This window comes from bacterium, from assembly GCA_021372515.1.
In the GTDB taxonomy this organism is placed as follows: domain Bacteria; phylum Gemmatimonadota; class Glassbacteria; order GWA2-58-10; family GWA2-58-10; genus JAJFUG01.
On sequence record JAJFUG010000016.1, the window covers coordinates 1 to 15,222 of the forward strand.

The window sequence follows — 15,222 nt, forward strand, 5'->3', positions numbered from 1 at the left end:
TGGCGCCCTCTGCGCGGCTCGAACGCGCGACCTACTGCTTAGAAGGCAGTTGCTCTATCCAGCTGAGCTAAGAGGGCGCTCGGTTTTCGTCATTGCCTGCTAACGGCCTGCCGGCTCGCACATCCCGGCAGGCATAAAATAACGCCAAAGCGCCGCAGCGACAAGCTATTCCTGCCGCACCCCCCTATTTCCAGTGCGAGAATCCGGTGATATCGGTGATGTCCAGGTAGTCGATGATCTTGACCAGTATCTCCCGGATATCCTCAAGCCCGAGCTGGGTCCCGGGGTGCTGCTCGGCGTACTGGCGCACGGTCTGCGAGATGGCGTCGCACAGAAGGCGGGTGATTTCGGCTTTCTCCGATTGCTGCGAACTCATGACTGGCTCCGTTGACGGTTTTCCTCGATCAGCTCATCCAGGCTTTTTCCAGTGGCTTGGCTCCGGGTAAGCAAACTCAGTCCGACCAGGCAGGTCAGCGAGGCGGTCAGGGCCGGGTAGACCGTGGGCACGCCCCAGGGATGGCCGGCGATCTCCCAGGCCGCGGTCACTGTCATCCCCGCGGCGATGGAGCCCACCCCGCCCGCGGCAGTGGCCCGCTTCCAGAGGAACGCGGCCATGAGCGCCGGGGTCAGGCCCGTGCCGTACATGGTGTAGGCGTAGATCGCCATTTCCAGTACACGCTCAAAATAGCGCACCTGCGCCCAGGCGACAAGGCCCAGGACCACCACGGCCAGACGGGAGTAGAGCAGGAACCGCTTGCGCCCCACCTGCGGGTCGATAAAGCGCTGGTAGACATCCCGCATCAGGCTGGTGGCCGGCACCAGCAGGAACGAGTCGGCGGTTGAGACAATGACCGCCACCACCGCGGCCAGACAGATACAGCCGGCCCAGAGCGGGAGGCCGTCGCGCACCACGTACAGGATAGCTTTCTCCGGCTCGATCCCGGCGAACAGGGCGCTGGCGGCCACGGCCAGGGCCACGATCAGGCTCTCGATAAAGATGGTCGAGCCGACCCAGCCCAGCACCGCCACCCGCGCCGTGCGCTCATCCCGGGCCGAGAAAAAGCGCTGGTACATCCCGGCCTCGCCCAGAAGGAGCAGCAGCGTGGAGAACGAGTAGCCCAGCGCCTGGAGCGGGTGCAGCTCGCCGAACACCTGGAACCGTTCCGGGGGCAGGGCCGCGTGCAGGCCCTCCCAGCCCCCGGCGTGGAACCAGAGCAGGGGCAGGGCGAGAACAAACCCGGCCAGCATGACAATGCCGTTCACCACATCCGTGTAGGCCACCGAGAGCATCCCGGCCAGCACCGTGTAGCCGATCACAAACGCCGCGGTCAGGGCGATACCGCGCTCCAGCGGCACCCCGGCCACGAACTGCAGCACCAGCCCTCCGGCGCGGAACTGGTAGCTCACTATCGCGGTGTAGGCCACCACCGTGACCAGCGCCCCCAGAGCGCGCGCCCAGCGGTTGTAGCGCAACTCCAGGATATCGGGCACCGTGAAGAGCGCCAGGGCCCGGGCCCGTCCGGCCAGGAAATAGAGCGCCACTATCGCCACCCACACCCCGGCGTCGAACCAGAGCGCGGGCCAGCCTTTCTCGTAGGCCAGGCCCGCCCCGCCGAACAGCGAGCCCGAACCGATCCAGGTGGCGAGCAGGGTGCCAACCAGCACCGGTGCGCTCAGGCTGCGGCCCGCCACGATGAAATCCTCGCCGCTTTCCACCTTGCCGCTGCGCAACGCGCCGACCAGGATCAACAGGGACAGGTAGGCCAGGATGGACCAGAAATAGAGCACCGGGAAAGCTCCCTCGTGCAGGGTGAGAAATCAGTGAGGCTAAAGATCGGGCTTTCCGGCCGGAAGGACAAGATTTTCGAAGGGGAACGCGAAGTGTGGTCAGTCTGAATGATTTATAGACGGAAAAACGTAGGGGAGGGTTTAAAACCCTCCCCTGCATCTCAATGTATTCATTCTTTCAGTACCCGTAGGATTCGAGAATCTCCTTGCCCTCGTCGCTGATCATGTCCGGGTCCCAGGGCGGGTCGAAAGTCCACTCCACCGTGACTTTCTCCACCCCGCGCACCAGCTTGACCGCGGCCACGGCCGCATCCTCGATGAGTGGCGCCGTGGGGCAGCCCAGCGAGGTGAGGGTCATGAGCAGGGTCACATTGGGGCCCTCCACCTTTACATCATAGACCAGACCCAGGTTGTAGATGTCGATGGCGAACTCGGGGTCCTCGACTGTCTTGAGGAACTCGATCACTTTCCGAGGGTCTATCTCAACAGTGTCCATGGGCCGCCTCCGCATTCCGGGCCGCGTTGTCGAGGGCTTCTTTAAGGGCCATCCAGCCCAGCAGGGCGCACTTGATCCGCACCGGGAAACGCGCCACCCCCTCCAAGGCCTGGATGTCGCCAAGGCCCTCACCATCCTGCTCGCCGCGCAGCATCCGGCGCACCCGCTCGACCAGTTCAGCCGCCTCGGCGCGGGTGAGGCCCTCCACCGCCTCGGTCATCAGCGAGGCCGAGGCCTGCGAGATCGAGCAGCCGTGGCCCTGGAAACAGATGCCGCTGATCCGGTCCGTGGCGGGGTCGACCTCCAGGGCCAGGGAAAGCTCATCCCCGCAGAGCGGATTCTCATGCTTGACCAGCTCGCCGGACATCTCACCCGTGCAGTGATGGCGCGGGTTGCGGTAATGGTCGAGCAGGATTTCCTGGTACAGGTCCTCGTAACTCACTTTCAGGCTCCGGTGAAAAATTTGCGTGTCTGCTGCAGGGCCTCGATCAGAAGGTCCACCTCGGCCTCGGTGTTGTACAGGTAGAACGAGGCCCGGCAGAGCGCCACCGCCCCGAAACGCCGCACCAATGGCTTCGCGCAGTGGTGCCCGGCGCGGATCGCCACCCCGAGCTGATCCAGGTACCCGGCCACATCGTGCGGGTGCACGATCCCGCCCGCGCGGTCCAGCAGCTCGAACGAGAACACCGCCCCGCGGCGCTCCGGCTCGGTGGGGCCCAGAAGGCGCAAGCCATCCATCCGGGCGAAAGAGTCCAGGGCGTAGCGCACCAGCGATTCCTCGTGCGCCTGAATTCTGTCCCAGCCCAGGTTCTCGATGAAAGCCACCGCCTCGCCCAGGGCCACGGCCTCGGCCACGGCCGGTGTGCCGGCCTCGAACTTCCACGGGGCCTCGATCCACTTGGCGCTCTGCTCGCCCACATCCAGAACCATGCCTCCGCCCAGAAGGAACGGCGGCATTGCCTCCAACAGCTCCGGGCGCGCCACCAGTGCGCCCACCCCGGTGGGCCCGAGCATCTTGTGGCCCGAGAATGCCAGGAAATCCACTCCCAGGGCCTGGAAATCGGTCCGCAGGTGCGGAACGGATTGCGCGCCGTCCATCACCGTGACCGCCCCCACCTGTCGCGCCGCGGCTACCAGCGGGGCCGGGTCGACTATTGTGCCCAGCACGTTGGACATGCCGCTGAACGCGATAAGCCGCGTGTGTCCGCCCACCAGCTCCTCCAGCTCATCCAGGGCCAGAGCGCCGCTGTCCTCCACCGGAAGGACCCGCAGGACCGCCCCGCTGCGCTCGGCCGCACGCTGCCAGGGCAACAGGTTGGAGTGGTGCTCCAAGCCGGTGACCAGGATCTCATCCCCGGCGCGCAGGTTGGCCTCGGCCCAGGAGAACGCCACCAGGTTAAGAGCCTCGGTGGTGTTACGGGTGAACACCAGCGCCTCGGGGGCGGGCGCGTTCACGAACGCAGCCACCCGGGCGCGCGCACCCTCGTAGGCCGCAGTGGCCTCCTCGGCCAGGGTGTGCACGCCGCGGTGCGGGTTGGCGTTGTGACGCTCATAGAACCGGGTCAGCGATTCGATCACCCGGCGCGGTTTCTGCGAGGTGGCGGCCGAGTCCAGGTAGACCAGACCGTGGCCGTTCACCTCGCGCCCCAGGGCCGGGAACTCAAGGCGCAGCGCCGTGATATCCAGCGCTTTTCTGTCCGGCATGGGAACTGTCAACTGCCCGCTCATCAGACCACCGCTTTCTCGGCTTCGCTCTCCGCCTCGGCTTCAGTCTCAAGGCCGAACTCGGTGCGGATCGAATTGTAGCCCTTCTCCTCCAGCTCGTGGGCCAGATCGGGGCCGCCGGACTTGACTATCCGTCCCTGCAGCATGATATGCACCACATCCGGGTCCAGGTAGTTGAGGATGCGCATGTAGTGCGTGATCACGAGCGAGCTGGTCTCGGGCCCGCGCAGGGCGTTCACCGCCCCGGACACCACCCGCACGGCGTCGATGTCGAGCCCCGAGTCGGTCTCGTCCAGGATCGCCAGCTCGGGACGCAGAAGGGCCATCTGAAGCACCTCGTTGCGCTTTTTCTCGCCCCCGCTGAACCCCTCGTTCAGGTTGCGCCTGGTGAAAGCCGCATCCATGCCCAGGAGCTTGAGCTTTTCATCCACCAGGGCACGGAACTCGCGGATGGGTATATCTTTCTCCCGGTGCGCATTGAGCGTGGTGCGCAGGAAATTGAGCAGCGAGACCCCCGCGATCTCCACCGGGTACTGGAACGCCAGGAACATCCCCAGCCGCGAGCGCTCATCCGCGCTCATCCCGGTCACATCCTCGCCCTTGAACAGTATCTTCCCTGCGGTGACCTCATAGGCCGGATGGCCCATCAGCACGTTGGCCAGGGTGGACTTGCCGCTGCCGTTGGGGCCCATCAGGGCGTGCACCTGGCCGCGCGGCACCTCCAGGTCGAGGCCCCGCAGGATTTCCTTCCCCTCCACGCTGGCGTGAAGGCCCTCTATCTGAAGCAGTTTCTCGCTCATTTTCGTTCACTCCTCAAATATATTTTCATTTAGCCGGCATACCAACCAGAATATCGTGTCCCTCCACCCGGACTGTCCAGACTCCGACCGGACTTGTGGCGGGAAGGCTTAGCGGCTCTCCGCTGGCCAGGTCGAACAGTGCGCCGTGGCGCGGGCACTCGATGCGGCCCTCCTCCACGAACCCCTCGGACAGGCTCGCCTCCTCGTGCGTGCAGCAGTCATCCAGCGCGTAGTATTTTCCGCCGCTGTTCACCAGGGCCACTACCTGCTCGCCCACCTGCACCCGTTTCGCCGAGTTCTCCTCCAGCTCACCCACCGCTGCGGCTTTCACCCAGTTCATGCCCCCTCCTCCAGCTTGGCCAGGATCGCCCCGGCCAGCAGTTCGTGCATGCCCGACCACTTCACACGCTCCAGCACCTCGTTGAAAAACCCGAACACCAGAAGCCGTTCGGCCTCGGCGCGCGGTATACCGCGCGAGGCCAGGTAGAACACCTGCTCCGGGTCGACCTTGCCCACCGTGGCCCCGTGCGTGCAGCGCACATCGTTGGTCTCGATCTCCAGTTGCGGGTTGGTGTCGGCCTTGGCGCCGGGGCTCAGGGTCAGGTTGCGGTTGGCCTGGTAGGCATCGGTGCCGTGGGCCTGGGGCCGCACCTTGATCGTGCCGTAGTAGACCGCCCGCCCGCGGTCGGCCAAAGCGCCCTTGTACAGAAGGTCACTCTTGGTGCGCGGCGCGGCGTGGTCCTGCACGGTCCAGTGCTCGAACCTCTGCTCGCGGCGCGGGAAATAAAGGCCGAGCATGATACTCTCGGCGCCCTCGCCTGCGAGCTGGCACTCTTTCCAGGTGCGCGAGTAATCGGCCCCCAGGGTGACCAGCAGCGTGTTGAGCGCGGCGCGCTCGGCCAGGCGCGCCTTGACCTGCGCCACCTGACGCACTCCCGCGCCCCAGTCCTGCCAGGTGACCCAGCCCACGGTCGAGCCGGCCCCGGCGTACAGCTCGGTCACCGGGTTGACCAGGGTGGGGGCCTCCAAGGGATTCGAAGCATAAATGTCGTTGAACACCACCTGCGCCCCGCGGTCCACTATCACGACAGTGCGCGGCTGGTGCGCCACGCCTGCGGTGCTCAGCCAGTGCAGTGACTGCAGCGGCATTCTCAGTTCCACCTCGGGCGGCACATACAGGAACGTGCCGCCGCGGTGCAGAGCCAGGCTCCAACTGGTGAACAGATCGTTCGCGCCCACCAGACGGCCCAGGCGCGGCCGCAGCAGGGCCTCATGCTCGCGCGCTGCGGTCTCGATATCGGTCAGGATCACCCCGGCGCGGCGTGCCTCCTCGGAAAGCTCGGAGGTGAGAGGCTTACCGTCCACATGCACTATCCGCCCGGCGGAGCCGGTCCCGGCCAGGGCCAGGGCCGCGCGGGCCTTGTCGGGCATGGCGCCCACCGGCGTCGCCGTATCGGCCTCCGCCGACTGGAACTCACCGGGGTCGATCAGTTTAAGGTCGGTGTAGCGCCAATACTCGTCACGGCTGTCTGGAAGCTCCAGCCTCTGATAGCGCTCCCAGGCCTGGCGGCGGATATCGGCCAGCCACTCGGGGCCGCTCAGCGCCAGCGCCTCCAGCTTGTCATCCATCAGTCCGGTAGTTGTCATGATAAAGTTCCACTTCATTTATTGGTTTAAGTATCGTAGCCATCACATTATCCTACAGAGCCTTCCATCTGTAGCTCGATCAGACGGTTCAGCTCGACCGCGTACTCCATCGGCAACTGTTTGGTGATCGGCTCGATGAACCCGCGCACTATCATCGCCCCTGCCTCTTCCTCGCTCAGGCCGCGGCTCATCAGGTAGAAAAGCTGCTCATCCCCGATCCGGGCCACCGTGGCCTCGTGCCCGATCTCCACCTCTTCCTCGTTGATGTTCATGTAGGGATAGGTGTCCGAGCGCGAGTGGTCGTCGATCAGCAGGGCGTCGCAGCGCACGTTGCTTTTCACCCCGCGCGCGCCTTTCTCCACCTTGACCAGCCCGCGGTAGCTCGTCCGGCCGCCGTCCTTGGAGATCGACTTGGACACGATCAGCGAGCTGGTCTCGGGCGCCAGGTGGATCATCTTGGCCCCGGTGTCCTGCTGCTGCCCGGCCCCGGCGAAAGCCAGGGAGAGCACCTCCCCGTGCGCCTTGCGGCCTTTCAGGATCACCGAGGGGTATTTCATCGTAACCTTGGATCCCAGGTTGCCGTCCACCCACTCCACCACCGCACCCTCCTCGGCCACGGCCCGCTTGGTCACCAGGTTGTAGACATTGTTCGACCAGTTCTGGATCGTGGTGTAGCGGATACGCGCATGCGGCAGGGCGATCAGCTCAACCACGGCCGAGTGCAGGGATTCGCCGCTGTAGACCGGGGCGGTGCAGCCCTCTACATAGTGCACGTAGGAGCCTTCATCCGCGATGATCAGGGTGCGCTCGAACTGGCCCATGTTCTCGGCGTTGATCCGGAAATAGGCCTGCAACGGCACATCCACCCGCACGCCCGGCGGCACGTAGATGAACGAGCCGCCCGACCAGACCGCGCTGTTGAGCGCCGCCAGCTTGTTGTCGCCCATCGGGATCACGGTGGCGAAATACTTCTTTACGATATCCGGGTATTTCTTGAGCGCGGTGTCCATGTCGCTGAACAGGACCCCCTGTTTCTCCAGGCTTTCCTGCATGCGGTGGTAGACCACCTCGGACTCGTACTGTGCGCTCACGCCGGCCAGGTGCTTGCGCTCGGCCTCGGGGATGCCCAGACGGTCGAAAGTGCGCTTGATCGCATCCGGCACCTCCTCCCAGGAGCGTCCCGGCTTGTCCGTGGCGCGCAGGAAATAGAAGATGTTCTGGAAATCGATCCCGCTCAGGTCCGCTCCCCAAGTGGGCATCGGCTTGGTGACAAAGCGCTCCAGAGCCTTGAGACGGAACGCGCGCATCCATTCCGGCTCGGATTTCATGAACGAGATTTCCTCGACCACCTCGCGGCTCAAGCCCCTCTTCGGCTTGAACACGTACTGCTCGGGATCGCTCCAGCCCCACTTCTCGGCATAGCTGCCGTTCGGGTCGAGGGTCAGGGTCTGAGTGCTCATCGTATCTCACCTCCAGCATATTTAGACCGGTTGAATGCACCGGGACAACTGACAGATGACCTCAAACATTTTCGATACGGATATTCATTCTCAATCAACCACGACTACAGCCCTTCAAATGCATATCTCTTTCAACTCATAAAGTACTTAACCAGCCAGTCCACCCGTCCCCGCTTCACAAAGTACATCCCGCTGAATTTCATCACCTCGCGCACCCGCTGCCTGTACCGTGGGTTGTAGCAGTGGGTCGGGCAGTCCTTGCACTTGGGCTTGGGATCGTAGGGACATTTTCCCAGCCGCCCCCGCGCGTATTCCAGCAGTTCCCCACAATCGCCACATACCGCCTCTCCCTCGGCCCGGCTGTGATGGTTCTCGCAGTAGACCGTCACGAACTTTTTCAGGGTCTCGAACTCACGCTCTTTCGCTCCCGGCATCCCACCTCCATCAGACTGCCACCCTGGGCTGGTCCACAGTTTCGAGTATCTCGCCCCGGATGCCGATCCGGGTCAGGCGCAGCGGGATATCCCGTCCCGTGGCCTGGATCGCCCGTCGCGCCATGAACGCCAGGCCCGTGCAGCAGGGCACCTCCATGTAGACCACTTCGAGCGAACGGACCGCGTTGCCGGCCAGGATCTGGCTAAGCTTGCTCTCGTAGAGCTGCACCTCATCCAGCTTGGGGCAGCCCACCAGGGCCAGCTTGCCAGCCAGGAACCTGCCGTGGAAATCGGCGTACGAGAACGGCGCGCAGTCGGCGCTCAAGAGAATGTCCGCCCCCTGGTAGTAGGGCGCGCTGAGCGGGGCCAGCTTGAGCTGCACCGGCCAGTTGCGCAGTTGCGATGGCTGTTTGCCGGTTCCGGCTTCCCGGGGTGACCGCCCATCCGTCTTGCTCTCGCCACCTTGAAGCATCCGCGCCAACGAACCTGGGCAGCCCTGGAAGTGGCTCGCCACTTTTGGCTCGGCTTTCGGCGCAGCCGATGCAATTGCCTGCACCGCCAGGTGTGTCTTGACCGCTTCTGCATCGAACGCCTCGGCCGGACGCTCCTCAACGGTTATCGCCCCCTGCGGGCAGTGCCCCAGGCAGGCCCCCAGACCATCGCAGTAAGTCTCACTGACCAGGCGCGCCTTGCCTTCGATCACTTGTATCGCGCCCTCGGCGCAGGCGGTCACGCACTGGCCGCAGCCGTTGCACAGATCCTCGTCGATCCGGATCACGCTACGAGACTGTCTCAACTCTACCTCCGAATGTTTCCGCCAGGTCGGGCAAGCTGGTCTCGGCCATGTAGTCCTTGACCTGCTTGTTCACGTCCTCCAGCAGGTTCCCGAAAATGCAGTGCTTTCCGGTGCAGATACTGGTGCTGCGCAAGCATTTGCGGTCCGGGATAGGGCCCTCTATCGCCTCGTAGATGTCTAACAGTGTGGCGTTGTCCCGTCCCGGCGCGATACTGAACCCCCCCTTTGGCCCGCGCACCGAGTTGACCAGGCCGTAGCGCGCCAGACGCTGCAGCACTTTGGCCAGGTGGGCCTCCGAGACATTCAGGTCGCGCGCGATCTCGCGCGCCGAGGCCTGGCCCTCCGGATGACCGGACAGGAACACCATTGTGTGCAGCGCCAGCGAGGCTGCTTCCGACAACCTGAGCATGTCCATAATACTTTGCTCCAAGGGTGATTTTTTATTTCGGTATTCAAGTACCTATTTATTGTAAAGCCGCCGGGAAGGAATGTCAAGATTACTGGAGAGTTTTGTACGGTTTATTTGAGGCAGATGGGCACGGCATGCCGTGCTCCTACACAAAACGTTGATTCTTCTGATGTTGCCTTATTCTGCGCGATCAGGCCTTTATCTGTGCCATCTGTGATTCAGGCGGGCGCAGAAAGAATGGGCACAGTGCGCCGTACCCCAGAACGAGTATTTGTTCAATCCGGATTAATTGCAGTGATGCAGGGGCGGACCCATGTGTCCGCCCCTGCAGAGAATCTTTTAAAATCGCAGGGAAATCTGTCCCGCTCCGTCGGTCAGAGACTGTTTTTACTCAGCCGCGGAAGCCGGGGGCAGGTATCAGAACCTCAGGCGGGACAGGCGCAGCGAGTTGCCCACGACAGTCAGGCTGGAGGCGGCCATGGCCGCGGCGGCCAGCATGGGGTGAAGGTCGCGCAGGAAAGCGGGCAGCCAGGCCATCCAGTGTAGGGCCCCGGCAGCGGCCGGGATCAGGGCCAGGTTGTAGAAAAAGGCCCAGAAAAGGTTCTGGCGGATCACTTTCAATGTGGCGCGGGCCAGGACAACCGCGCGCCAGAGACCGGCCAGCTCGCCGCCCACCAGGGTGACATCGCCGGCCTCCAGGGCCACATCCGTACCCGTGCCCATGGCGATCCCAACATCCGCTTTCGCCAGGGCCGGGGCGTCGTTGATCCCATCCCCCACGAACCCGGTCACCCGTCCGCGGGCCTGGAACGAGGCCACCACCTCGGCCTTGCGCTCGGGCAGCACCGAGGCCTCCACAGCCTCGATCCCAACCGCGGTGGCCACGGCGCGGGCCGCGGGACGGGAGTCACCGGTGACCAGCACGGTGTGTATCCCCAGGGCGCGGATCCGGTCCAAAGTCGGCCCGGCGTTTTCCTTGATCTGATCGGACAGGGCGAACAGCGCCGCCGGTGCGCCATCCAGGCTGAGCGCCACCACAGTGCCCTCGCGGTCGGAAAGTTTCGCTGCCAGGGACTCGATGTCCCGCCCCGGTGCGCCTCCCCCGAACACCCATTCCAGCTTGCCGGCGCGCACGCGGGTTCCCTCGCAGAGAGCCTCCACGCCCTGGCCGCTCACTGAGACAAATTTTTCAGGACGGTTGAACGCGATGTTCCGCTCCCGGGCGCCCCGTACGATTGCCCGGGCCAGGGGGTGCTCCGAGCCGCTCTCGACCGCGGCGGCGAAACGCAACACCCGCTCCGGCTCGAACGAGCCCAGGGTCTGCCATTCGGCCAGCACCGGCTCGCCGCGGGTCAGGGTGCCGGTCTTGTCGAAAATCAGAGTGTCCAGGCGCGCGGCGCGCTCCAGGGAGGCCGGGTCCTTGAACAGCACGCCGATATTGGCCCCCCGTCCCCCGGCGGCCATGACCGCCACGGGTGTGGCCAGGCCCAGGGCGCAGGGGCAGGCGATAACCAGCACCGCCACCAGACGCACCATGGCCGGGACAAACTGCCCGCCAATAGACCACCAGAGCGCGAAAGTGAGCAGGGCGATAACTATAATCGCCGGCACGAACACCGCGGCCACGCGGTCGGCCAGGCGCTGGATCGGGGCCTTGCCGGCCTGTGCCTGGCGCACCAGGCGCACGATCTGCGCCAGGGCGGTGCTCTCCCCCACTCCCGTGGCCCGCACTGTCAGGAGTCCCTGGCCGTTGACCGTGCCGCCGAACACGATGCTACCTGGGTTCTTGTCCACGGGCAGCGGCTCGCCGGTGAGCATGCTCTCGTTGACCGCGCTCTCGCCGTGCTCCACTGTGCCGTCCACCGGGAACCGCTCCCCGGGGCGCACCAGGATCAGCATCCCGGGCGTGACACTGCCGGCCGGGACTTTGCGCTCCGTGCCGTCCGCCTCCAGGACCGCGGCCTCGCGCGGGGTGAGGTCCATCAGGGCGCGGATCGCCAGCGAGGCCCGCCCGCGCGCCCCGGCCTCCAGGTATTTGCCCAGGCTGATCAGGGTGATAATCATGGCCGAGGTCTCGAAATAGACCCCGTGCGCTCCGGCATGGGCGGGCAGCAGCAGCACCGCCAGAGAATAGAAATAGGCCGCCGAGGCGCCCAGGGCCACCAGGACATCCATGTTCGAGGTCCGGTCGGCCAGGGCGTGCCAGGCCCCGCGGTAGAACAGGGCGCCGGTGTAGAACTGCACCGGGGTGGCGAGAAGCAGTAGCAGCCAGTCGTACCAGGGTGCGCCGGACATGGCGCTCAAAGGCGGCATGTCGCGAAACATCCCGAGCAAGAATAGCGGCGCGGTGAACGCCAGGCCCACGGCCAGCTCGCGCCGCCGGGCGCGGCGCTCGGCCTCGCGCGCGGCCTGCTCGGTATCTCCATCCACCCCGGACTCATCGGCCCGTGGCAGCACGGCCTGATAGCCCGCCTCCTCCACCGCCGCGGCCAGGGCCTCCAGGTCCGGGCGCGCGGAGTCGAAACGCACCCGGGCGCTCTCGCTGGCCAGGTTGACCGAGGCCGCCAGCACTCCCGGCACCTTGCCGCCGGTCAGGGCCTTTTCCACGTGCGCCACGCAGTTGGCGCAGTGCATCCCCAGGATCGGTATCTCCACATCCCGCTCAGCCATCTTCTCTCTCTTTTCTTCAGTCTCAAGCCTCAACGCTACGGCAGGACCGGACTGTAGCCTGCCGCTTCGACCGCGGCGGCGATCTCTTTCACTCCAGCCTTGGAGGTATCACAGCGGACCGTGACCTTGCGGCCCTCCAGGTCCACCTTCACATCCTCCACCGACTGCACCTGCTGACGGATGAATTTCTCCACGCGCGCGGCGCAGTGGCCGCAACTCATTCCATTCACTCCGAGTTCCAAAGTCTCGACCGGCATCTTAAGTCTCCTGGCTGAATTTTACTTTTCAGGGCCTCAAGCATTCCTTCTGAATATAATGCAATCACGCCCCGGATTGCACCTCCAAACAATGCGGGGCCTCCGCTGTAAGCGAAAGCCCCGCAGGAGAACCCGAGCACTTTATATCCCCGCCCAGTCCTACGCCTTTTTCAGGTTCTCGTTGACCGTGTCCCAGTTGATTACGTTAAAGAACGCCGCCAGGTACTCGGGACGGCGGTTCTGGTACTTCAGGTAATAGGCGTGCTCCCAGACATCCACGCCCAGCACCGGGGTCTTGCCCTGGCTGAGCGGGCTGTCCTGGTTGGGCGTGGCGACAATCTCCAGCTTGCCGCCCGAGGTCACAAGCCAGGCCCAACCGCTGCCGAACACCCCGGCCGCCGCGGCCGTGAATTTCTCCTTGAACGCATCCAGCGAGCCGAACGTACTGTTGATCGCCTCGGCCGCCGGGCCGCCATAGGCGACATCCTTTTTGAGCAACGGCCAGAAGAACGAGTGGTTGGCATGTCCGCCGCCGTGGTTGCGCACCGCGGTGCGGATAGCCTCGGGCACAGCCGACAGATCGCGCAGCAGGTCCTCCACGCTCTTGGACTGCAGCTCCGGGTGACCCTGCAGCGCGGCGTTCAGCTTGTCCACATAGGCCTGGTGGTGCTTGTCGTGATGGATACGCATGGTCTGCTCATCGATGTACGGCTCGAGCGCGTCCGCTGCGTACGGAAGCGCCGGCACCTGAAATGCTGCCATTTTATTACCCCCTGTTGTTGAACCCTGCATTTGAGCCGCCCGCCCGCTGCGGACAGCCGTGGCCGAGGCGGCCAGAGCAGCGGCCGCGAAGCCCAGTTTCAGGAATGAACGACGGTCAATAGATGTGCTCATCGGTACGGCTCCGTATTGAGGCCCTGGAGTTCGACCCGGCGGTTTTCCGGACCCCTCGGCCTGTGGCAATGACAATCTCTTTTTGAGAATGAGTTACAATATCTATATAAGAGCGGACAGCGGCCTTGTCAAGAGCGGATGGAAATTATTTTTGCAGGATTCACGGCCCGTGCGGATTAACTGCATCTATGAGAATTATTCGCAGAAAAAAGGGGCAGGACACATGGTCCCACCCCTTTGAGAATCGATTCTACCGGAATAGATCAGGAAAGCTTTTTCAGCTGCTCCAGAATGGCGTCATAGTCCGGCTCATCCGCCACCTCGCGCACCAGTTGCACATAGCGCACCACCCCCGTCTTGTCGATCACGAACACGGTGCGGGCCAGCAGGCTCAGCTCCTTGATCAGGATACCGTAGGCCTGGCCGAACTCGCCGCAGCGGAAATCGGACAGGAACAGCAGGTTCTCGATGCACTCGGTGTTGGCCCAGCGATTGATCGCAAAGGGGGTGTCCCGGCTGACCGTGACGAACCGGACATCACCCAGGCGGGCCGCCTCCTTGCTGAAACGCTTGGTCTCCAGGTTGCAGACCGGGGTGTCCAGCGAGGGAACCGCGCTCAGCACGACCAGGCTGCCCTTGAGGTCCGAGATTTTCATTTCCTGCAGGTCGGTGGTCCAGAGGCTGACCTCGGGGGCCTTGTCTCCGGCCTTGATCTCATTGCCCACCAGTGTCAGCGGATTACCCTTGAAGGTTACCGCACCTTTTCTTTCACTCATTTCAAGTCTCCTGTCGGATTGTGCATGCGTATCGGCCGGCCAGAGCCGCCGATCCGGGTTGATTTCCGGCCGGAACCTCACCCGGGCCCAGCCTCGGGTTCTGTTCCGCACCTCTGTTCAACGCTAAGGTTGCGACCGGGCGGCTGTCAAGTGTGGATGGCAAATATTTACCAATAAATCCACATTTTTCTTTTCCGGCCCTCCCTCAGGTGCGCTGGCAGGACTCGCAGAAAAAAGTGCTGCGCTGCTGCTGCACGATCCGGGTGATCGGACGAGCGCAGGCCTTGCAGGGCTCACCCTCACGGCCGTACACCGCAAGAAGGTTCTGGAACGAGCCGCTCTCGCCGCGCGAGTCCTGGAAATCCGAGAACGTGGTCCCGCAGTTTTCAATCGCCAGTTTCAGGATCCGTACTGTCGAGGCGTGCAGACGTTTGATTTCCTCTGCACTCAGCGAGCCGGGGGCGCGGCGCGGGTTGATCCGGCAGTCGAAAAGGATCTCGGAGGCGTAGATGTTGCCGATCCCGGCCAGACGGTCCTGGCGCAGAAGCCAGGGCTTGATCTCGCCGCGTGCTCCGGCCAGCATCGCAGCCAGGCGCTCCGTGGTGAACTCCGGAGTGAGCGGGTCCAGCCCGCCGGGCACGGCCTCGCGCGGTGAGTTCGCCACCCGCATCAGGCCGAAACGCCGCAGGTCGTAGAAATGCAAGGTTCCCCGGTCCAGGTGCAGACTGGCCCGCAGGTGCTTCTCTTTCTGCCCCCCCTGGCAGCCGTCCATGATCAGCCGTCCCGACATGCGCAGGTGAAAACACAACCAGAGCGGGCTGTCCGCTCCCGACAACGCGGACATCTCCATAAGCACCTGCTTGCCCAGACGGTGCACCCGCACTATCCTCCGCCCCTCCAACTGGCCCAGGGCAGGACTGTCCAGCTTTCTGTCCAGCACCTCCACCGACCGGATCACCCGCCCCTCCAAGTGCGGTGCCAACTGACGGGCGATTGTTTCCACCTCGGGAAGCTCGGGCATGCGCCCTCCTCGAACGTACCGGTAACAAAAGCGCCCGCGGACTCCGGGC

Annotated in this window: 17 protein-coding genes and 1 tRNA gene; all 18 read right to left on the reverse strand. The window is 64.2% G+C overall.

Features of this window, described 5'->3' with window-relative positions; translation table 11 throughout:
* The 18 genes from LLH00_01330 to mutM all read right to left on the reverse strand — a co-directional run bounded on the left by LLH00_01330 (position 1) and on the right by mutM (position 15,173).
* A tRNA-Arg gene (locus tag LLH00_01330) sits at positions 1-77 on the reverse strand.
* A gap of 107 nt (positions 78-184) precedes the next feature.
* Complete coding sequence (locus tag LLH00_01335) at positions 185-376, reverse strand: hypothetical protein (GenBank protein ID MCE5269908.1); 192 nt, start codon at positions 374-376, stop codon at positions 185-187.
* The gene (locus LLH00_01340) at positions 373-1,788 is read right to left on the reverse strand and encodes a sodium:solute symporter family protein (protein MCE5269909.1); all 1,416 of its coding nucleotides are present in this window, start codon (positions 1,786-1,788) and stop codon (positions 373-375) included. Before LLH00_01340 ends, LLH00_01335 begins: the two co-directional genes overlap by 4 nt.
* A 178-nt stretch (positions 1,789-1,966) precedes the next feature.
* Positions 1,967-2,284: a metal-sulfur cluster assembly factor gene (locus LLH00_01345; protein MCE5269910.1), complete on the reverse strand. Its 318-nt coding sequence runs from the start codon at positions 2,282-2,284 to the stop codon at positions 1,967-1,969.
* Positions 2,271-2,726 carry an SUF system NifU family Fe-S cluster assembly protein gene (locus tag LLH00_01350; protein ID MCE5269911.1) on the reverse strand — a complete coding sequence of 152 codons (456 nt, stop codon included), beginning with the start codon at positions 2,724-2,726 and terminating at the stop codon, positions 2,271-2,273. Before LLH00_01350 ends, LLH00_01345 begins: the two co-directional genes overlap by 14 nt.
* A gap of 2 nt (positions 2,727-2,728) precedes the next feature.
* Entirely contained in the window at positions 2,729-3,970 is a 1,242-nt protein-coding gene (locus tag LLH00_01355; protein MCE5269912.1) for a SufS family cysteine desulfurase, read from the reverse strand.
* A gap of 41 nt (positions 3,971-4,011) precedes the next feature.
* On the reverse strand, positions 4,012-4,809 hold the full coding sequence (gene sufC / locus LLH00_01360; GenBank protein MCE5269913.1) for a Fe-S cluster assembly ATPase SufC: 798 nt from the start codon (positions 4,807-4,809) through the stop codon (positions 4,012-4,014).
* Positions 4,810-4,834: 25 nt separating this feature from the next.
* On the reverse strand, positions 4,835-5,149 hold the full coding sequence (locus tag LLH00_01365; GenBank protein MCE5269914.1) for a non-heme iron oxygenase ferredoxin subunit: 315 nt from the start codon (positions 5,147-5,149) through the stop codon (positions 4,835-4,837).
* Positions 5,146-6,456, reverse strand: coding sequence for a Fe-S cluster assembly protein SufD (gene sufD, locus LLH00_01370; GenBank protein ID MCE5269915.1), 1,311 nt, complete (start codon positions 6,454-6,456; stop codon positions 5,146-5,148). The genes LLH00_01365 and sufD overlap by 4 nt, the downstream gene beginning before the upstream one ends.
* A 47-nt stretch (positions 6,457-6,503) precedes the next feature.
* A complete protein-coding gene (sufB, locus tag LLH00_01375; protein ID MCE5269916.1) occupies positions 6,504-7,916 on the reverse strand; it encodes a Fe-S cluster assembly protein SufB in 1,413 nt (470 codons plus the stop codon).
* A 131-nt stretch (positions 7,917-8,047) separates the two neighbouring features.
* Positions 8,048-8,350 carry a nitrous oxide-stimulated promoter family protein gene (locus LLH00_01380; protein ID MCE5269917.1) on the reverse strand — a complete coding sequence of 101 codons (303 nt, stop codon included), beginning with the start codon at positions 8,348-8,350 and terminating at the stop codon, positions 8,048-8,050.
* Between the two features lie 10 nt (positions 8,351-8,360).
* A complete protein-coding gene (locus tag LLH00_01385; protein ID MCE5269918.1) occupies positions 8,361-9,146 on the reverse strand; it encodes a 4Fe-4S binding protein in 786 nt (261 codons plus the stop codon).
* Positions 9,130-9,561, reverse strand: coding sequence for an Rrf2 family transcriptional regulator (locus tag LLH00_01390; protein ID MCE5269919.1), 432 nt, complete (start codon positions 9,559-9,561; stop codon positions 9,130-9,132). The genes LLH00_01385 and LLH00_01390 overlap by 17 nt, the downstream gene beginning before the upstream one ends.
* 411 nt (positions 9,562-9,972) lie before the next feature.
* Positions 9,973-12,225 carry a heavy metal translocating P-type ATPase gene (locus LLH00_01395; protein MCE5269920.1) on the reverse strand — a complete coding sequence of 751 codons (2,253 nt, stop codon included), beginning with the start codon at positions 12,223-12,225 and terminating at the stop codon, positions 9,973-9,975.
* A gap of 35 nt (positions 12,226-12,260) precedes the next feature.
* The gene (locus LLH00_01400) at positions 12,261-12,482 is read right to left on the reverse strand and encodes a heavy-metal-associated domain-containing protein (GenBank protein MCE5269921.1); all 222 of its coding nucleotides are present in this window, start codon (positions 12,480-12,482) and stop codon (positions 12,261-12,263) included.
* Between the two features lie 159 nt (positions 12,483-12,641).
* Positions 12,642-13,244: a superoxide dismutase gene (locus LLH00_01405; protein ID MCE5269922.1), complete on the reverse strand. Its 603-nt coding sequence runs from the start codon at positions 13,242-13,244 to the stop codon at positions 12,642-12,644.
* A 395-nt stretch (positions 13,245-13,639) separates the two neighbouring features.
* The gene (gene tpx, locus LLH00_01410) at positions 13,640-14,152 is read right to left on the reverse strand and encodes a thiol peroxidase (GenBank protein ID MCE5269923.1); all 513 of its coding nucleotides are present in this window, start codon (positions 14,150-14,152) and stop codon (positions 13,640-13,642) included.
* Positions 14,153-14,357: 205 nt separating this feature from the next.
* The gene (gene mutM / locus LLH00_01415) at positions 14,358-15,173 is read right to left on the reverse strand and encodes a bifunctional DNA-formamidopyrimidine glycosylase/DNA-(apurinic or apyrimidinic site) lyase (GenBank protein ID MCE5269924.1); all 816 of its coding nucleotides are present in this window, start codon (positions 15,171-15,173) and stop codon (positions 14,358-14,360) included.
* Positions 15,174-15,222 lie beyond the last annotated feature (49 nt).

What these genes read in the sequence shown, in the direction of transcription:
- LLH00_01365 (MCE5269914.1), bottom strand. Translation starts at nt 5,149, where the DNA reads ATGAACTGGGTGAAAGCCGCAGCGGTGGGTGAGCTGGAGGAGAACTCG.
- sufD (MCE5269915.1), bottom strand. Translation starts at nt 6,456, where the DNA reads ATGACAACTACCGGACTGATGGATGACAAGCTGGAGGCGCTGGCGCTG.
- tpx (MCE5269923.1), bottom strand. Translation starts at nt 14,152, where the DNA reads ATGAGTGAAAGAAAAGGTGCGGTAACCTTCAAGGGTAATCCGCTGACA.
- sufB (MCE5269916.1), bottom strand. Translation starts at nt 7,916, where the DNA reads ATGAGCACTCAGACCCTGACCCTCGACCCGAACGGCAGCTATGCCGAG.
- LLH00_01380 (MCE5269917.1), bottom strand. Translation starts at nt 8,350, where the DNA reads ATGCCGGGAGCGAAAGAGCGTGAGTTCGAGACCCTGAAAAAGTTCGTG.
- LLH00_01395 (MCE5269920.1), bottom strand. Translation starts at nt 12,225, where the DNA reads ATGGCTGAGCGGGATGTGGAGATACCGATCCTGGGGATGCACTGCGCC.
- LLH00_01335 (MCE5269908.1), bottom strand. Translation starts at nt 376, where the DNA reads ATGAGTTCGCAGCAATCGGAGAAAGCCGAAATCACCCGCCTTCTGTGC.
- sufC (MCE5269913.1), bottom strand. Translation starts at nt 4,809, where the DNA reads ATGAGCGAGAAACTGCTTCAGATAGAGGGCCTTCACGCCAGCGTGGAG.
- LLH00_01400 (MCE5269921.1), bottom strand. Translation starts at nt 12,482, where the DNA reads ATGCCGGTCGAGACTTTGGAACTCGGAGTGAATGGAATGAGTTGCGGC.
- LLH00_01390 (MCE5269919.1), bottom strand. Translation starts at nt 9,561, where the DNA reads ATGGACATGCTCAGGTTGTCGGAAGCAGCCTCGCTGGCGCTGCACACA.
- mutM (MCE5269924.1), bottom strand. Translation starts at nt 15,173, where the DNA reads ATGCCCGAGCTTCCCGAGGTGGAAACAATCGCCCGTCAGTTGGCACCG.
- LLH00_01405 (MCE5269922.1), bottom strand. Translation starts at nt 13,244, where the DNA reads ATGGCAGCATTTCAGGTGCCGGCGCTTCCGTACGCAGCGGACGCGCTC.
- LLH00_01345 (MCE5269910.1), bottom strand. Translation starts at nt 2,284, where the DNA reads ATGGACACTGTTGAGATAGACCCTCGGAAAGTGATCGAGTTCCTCAAG.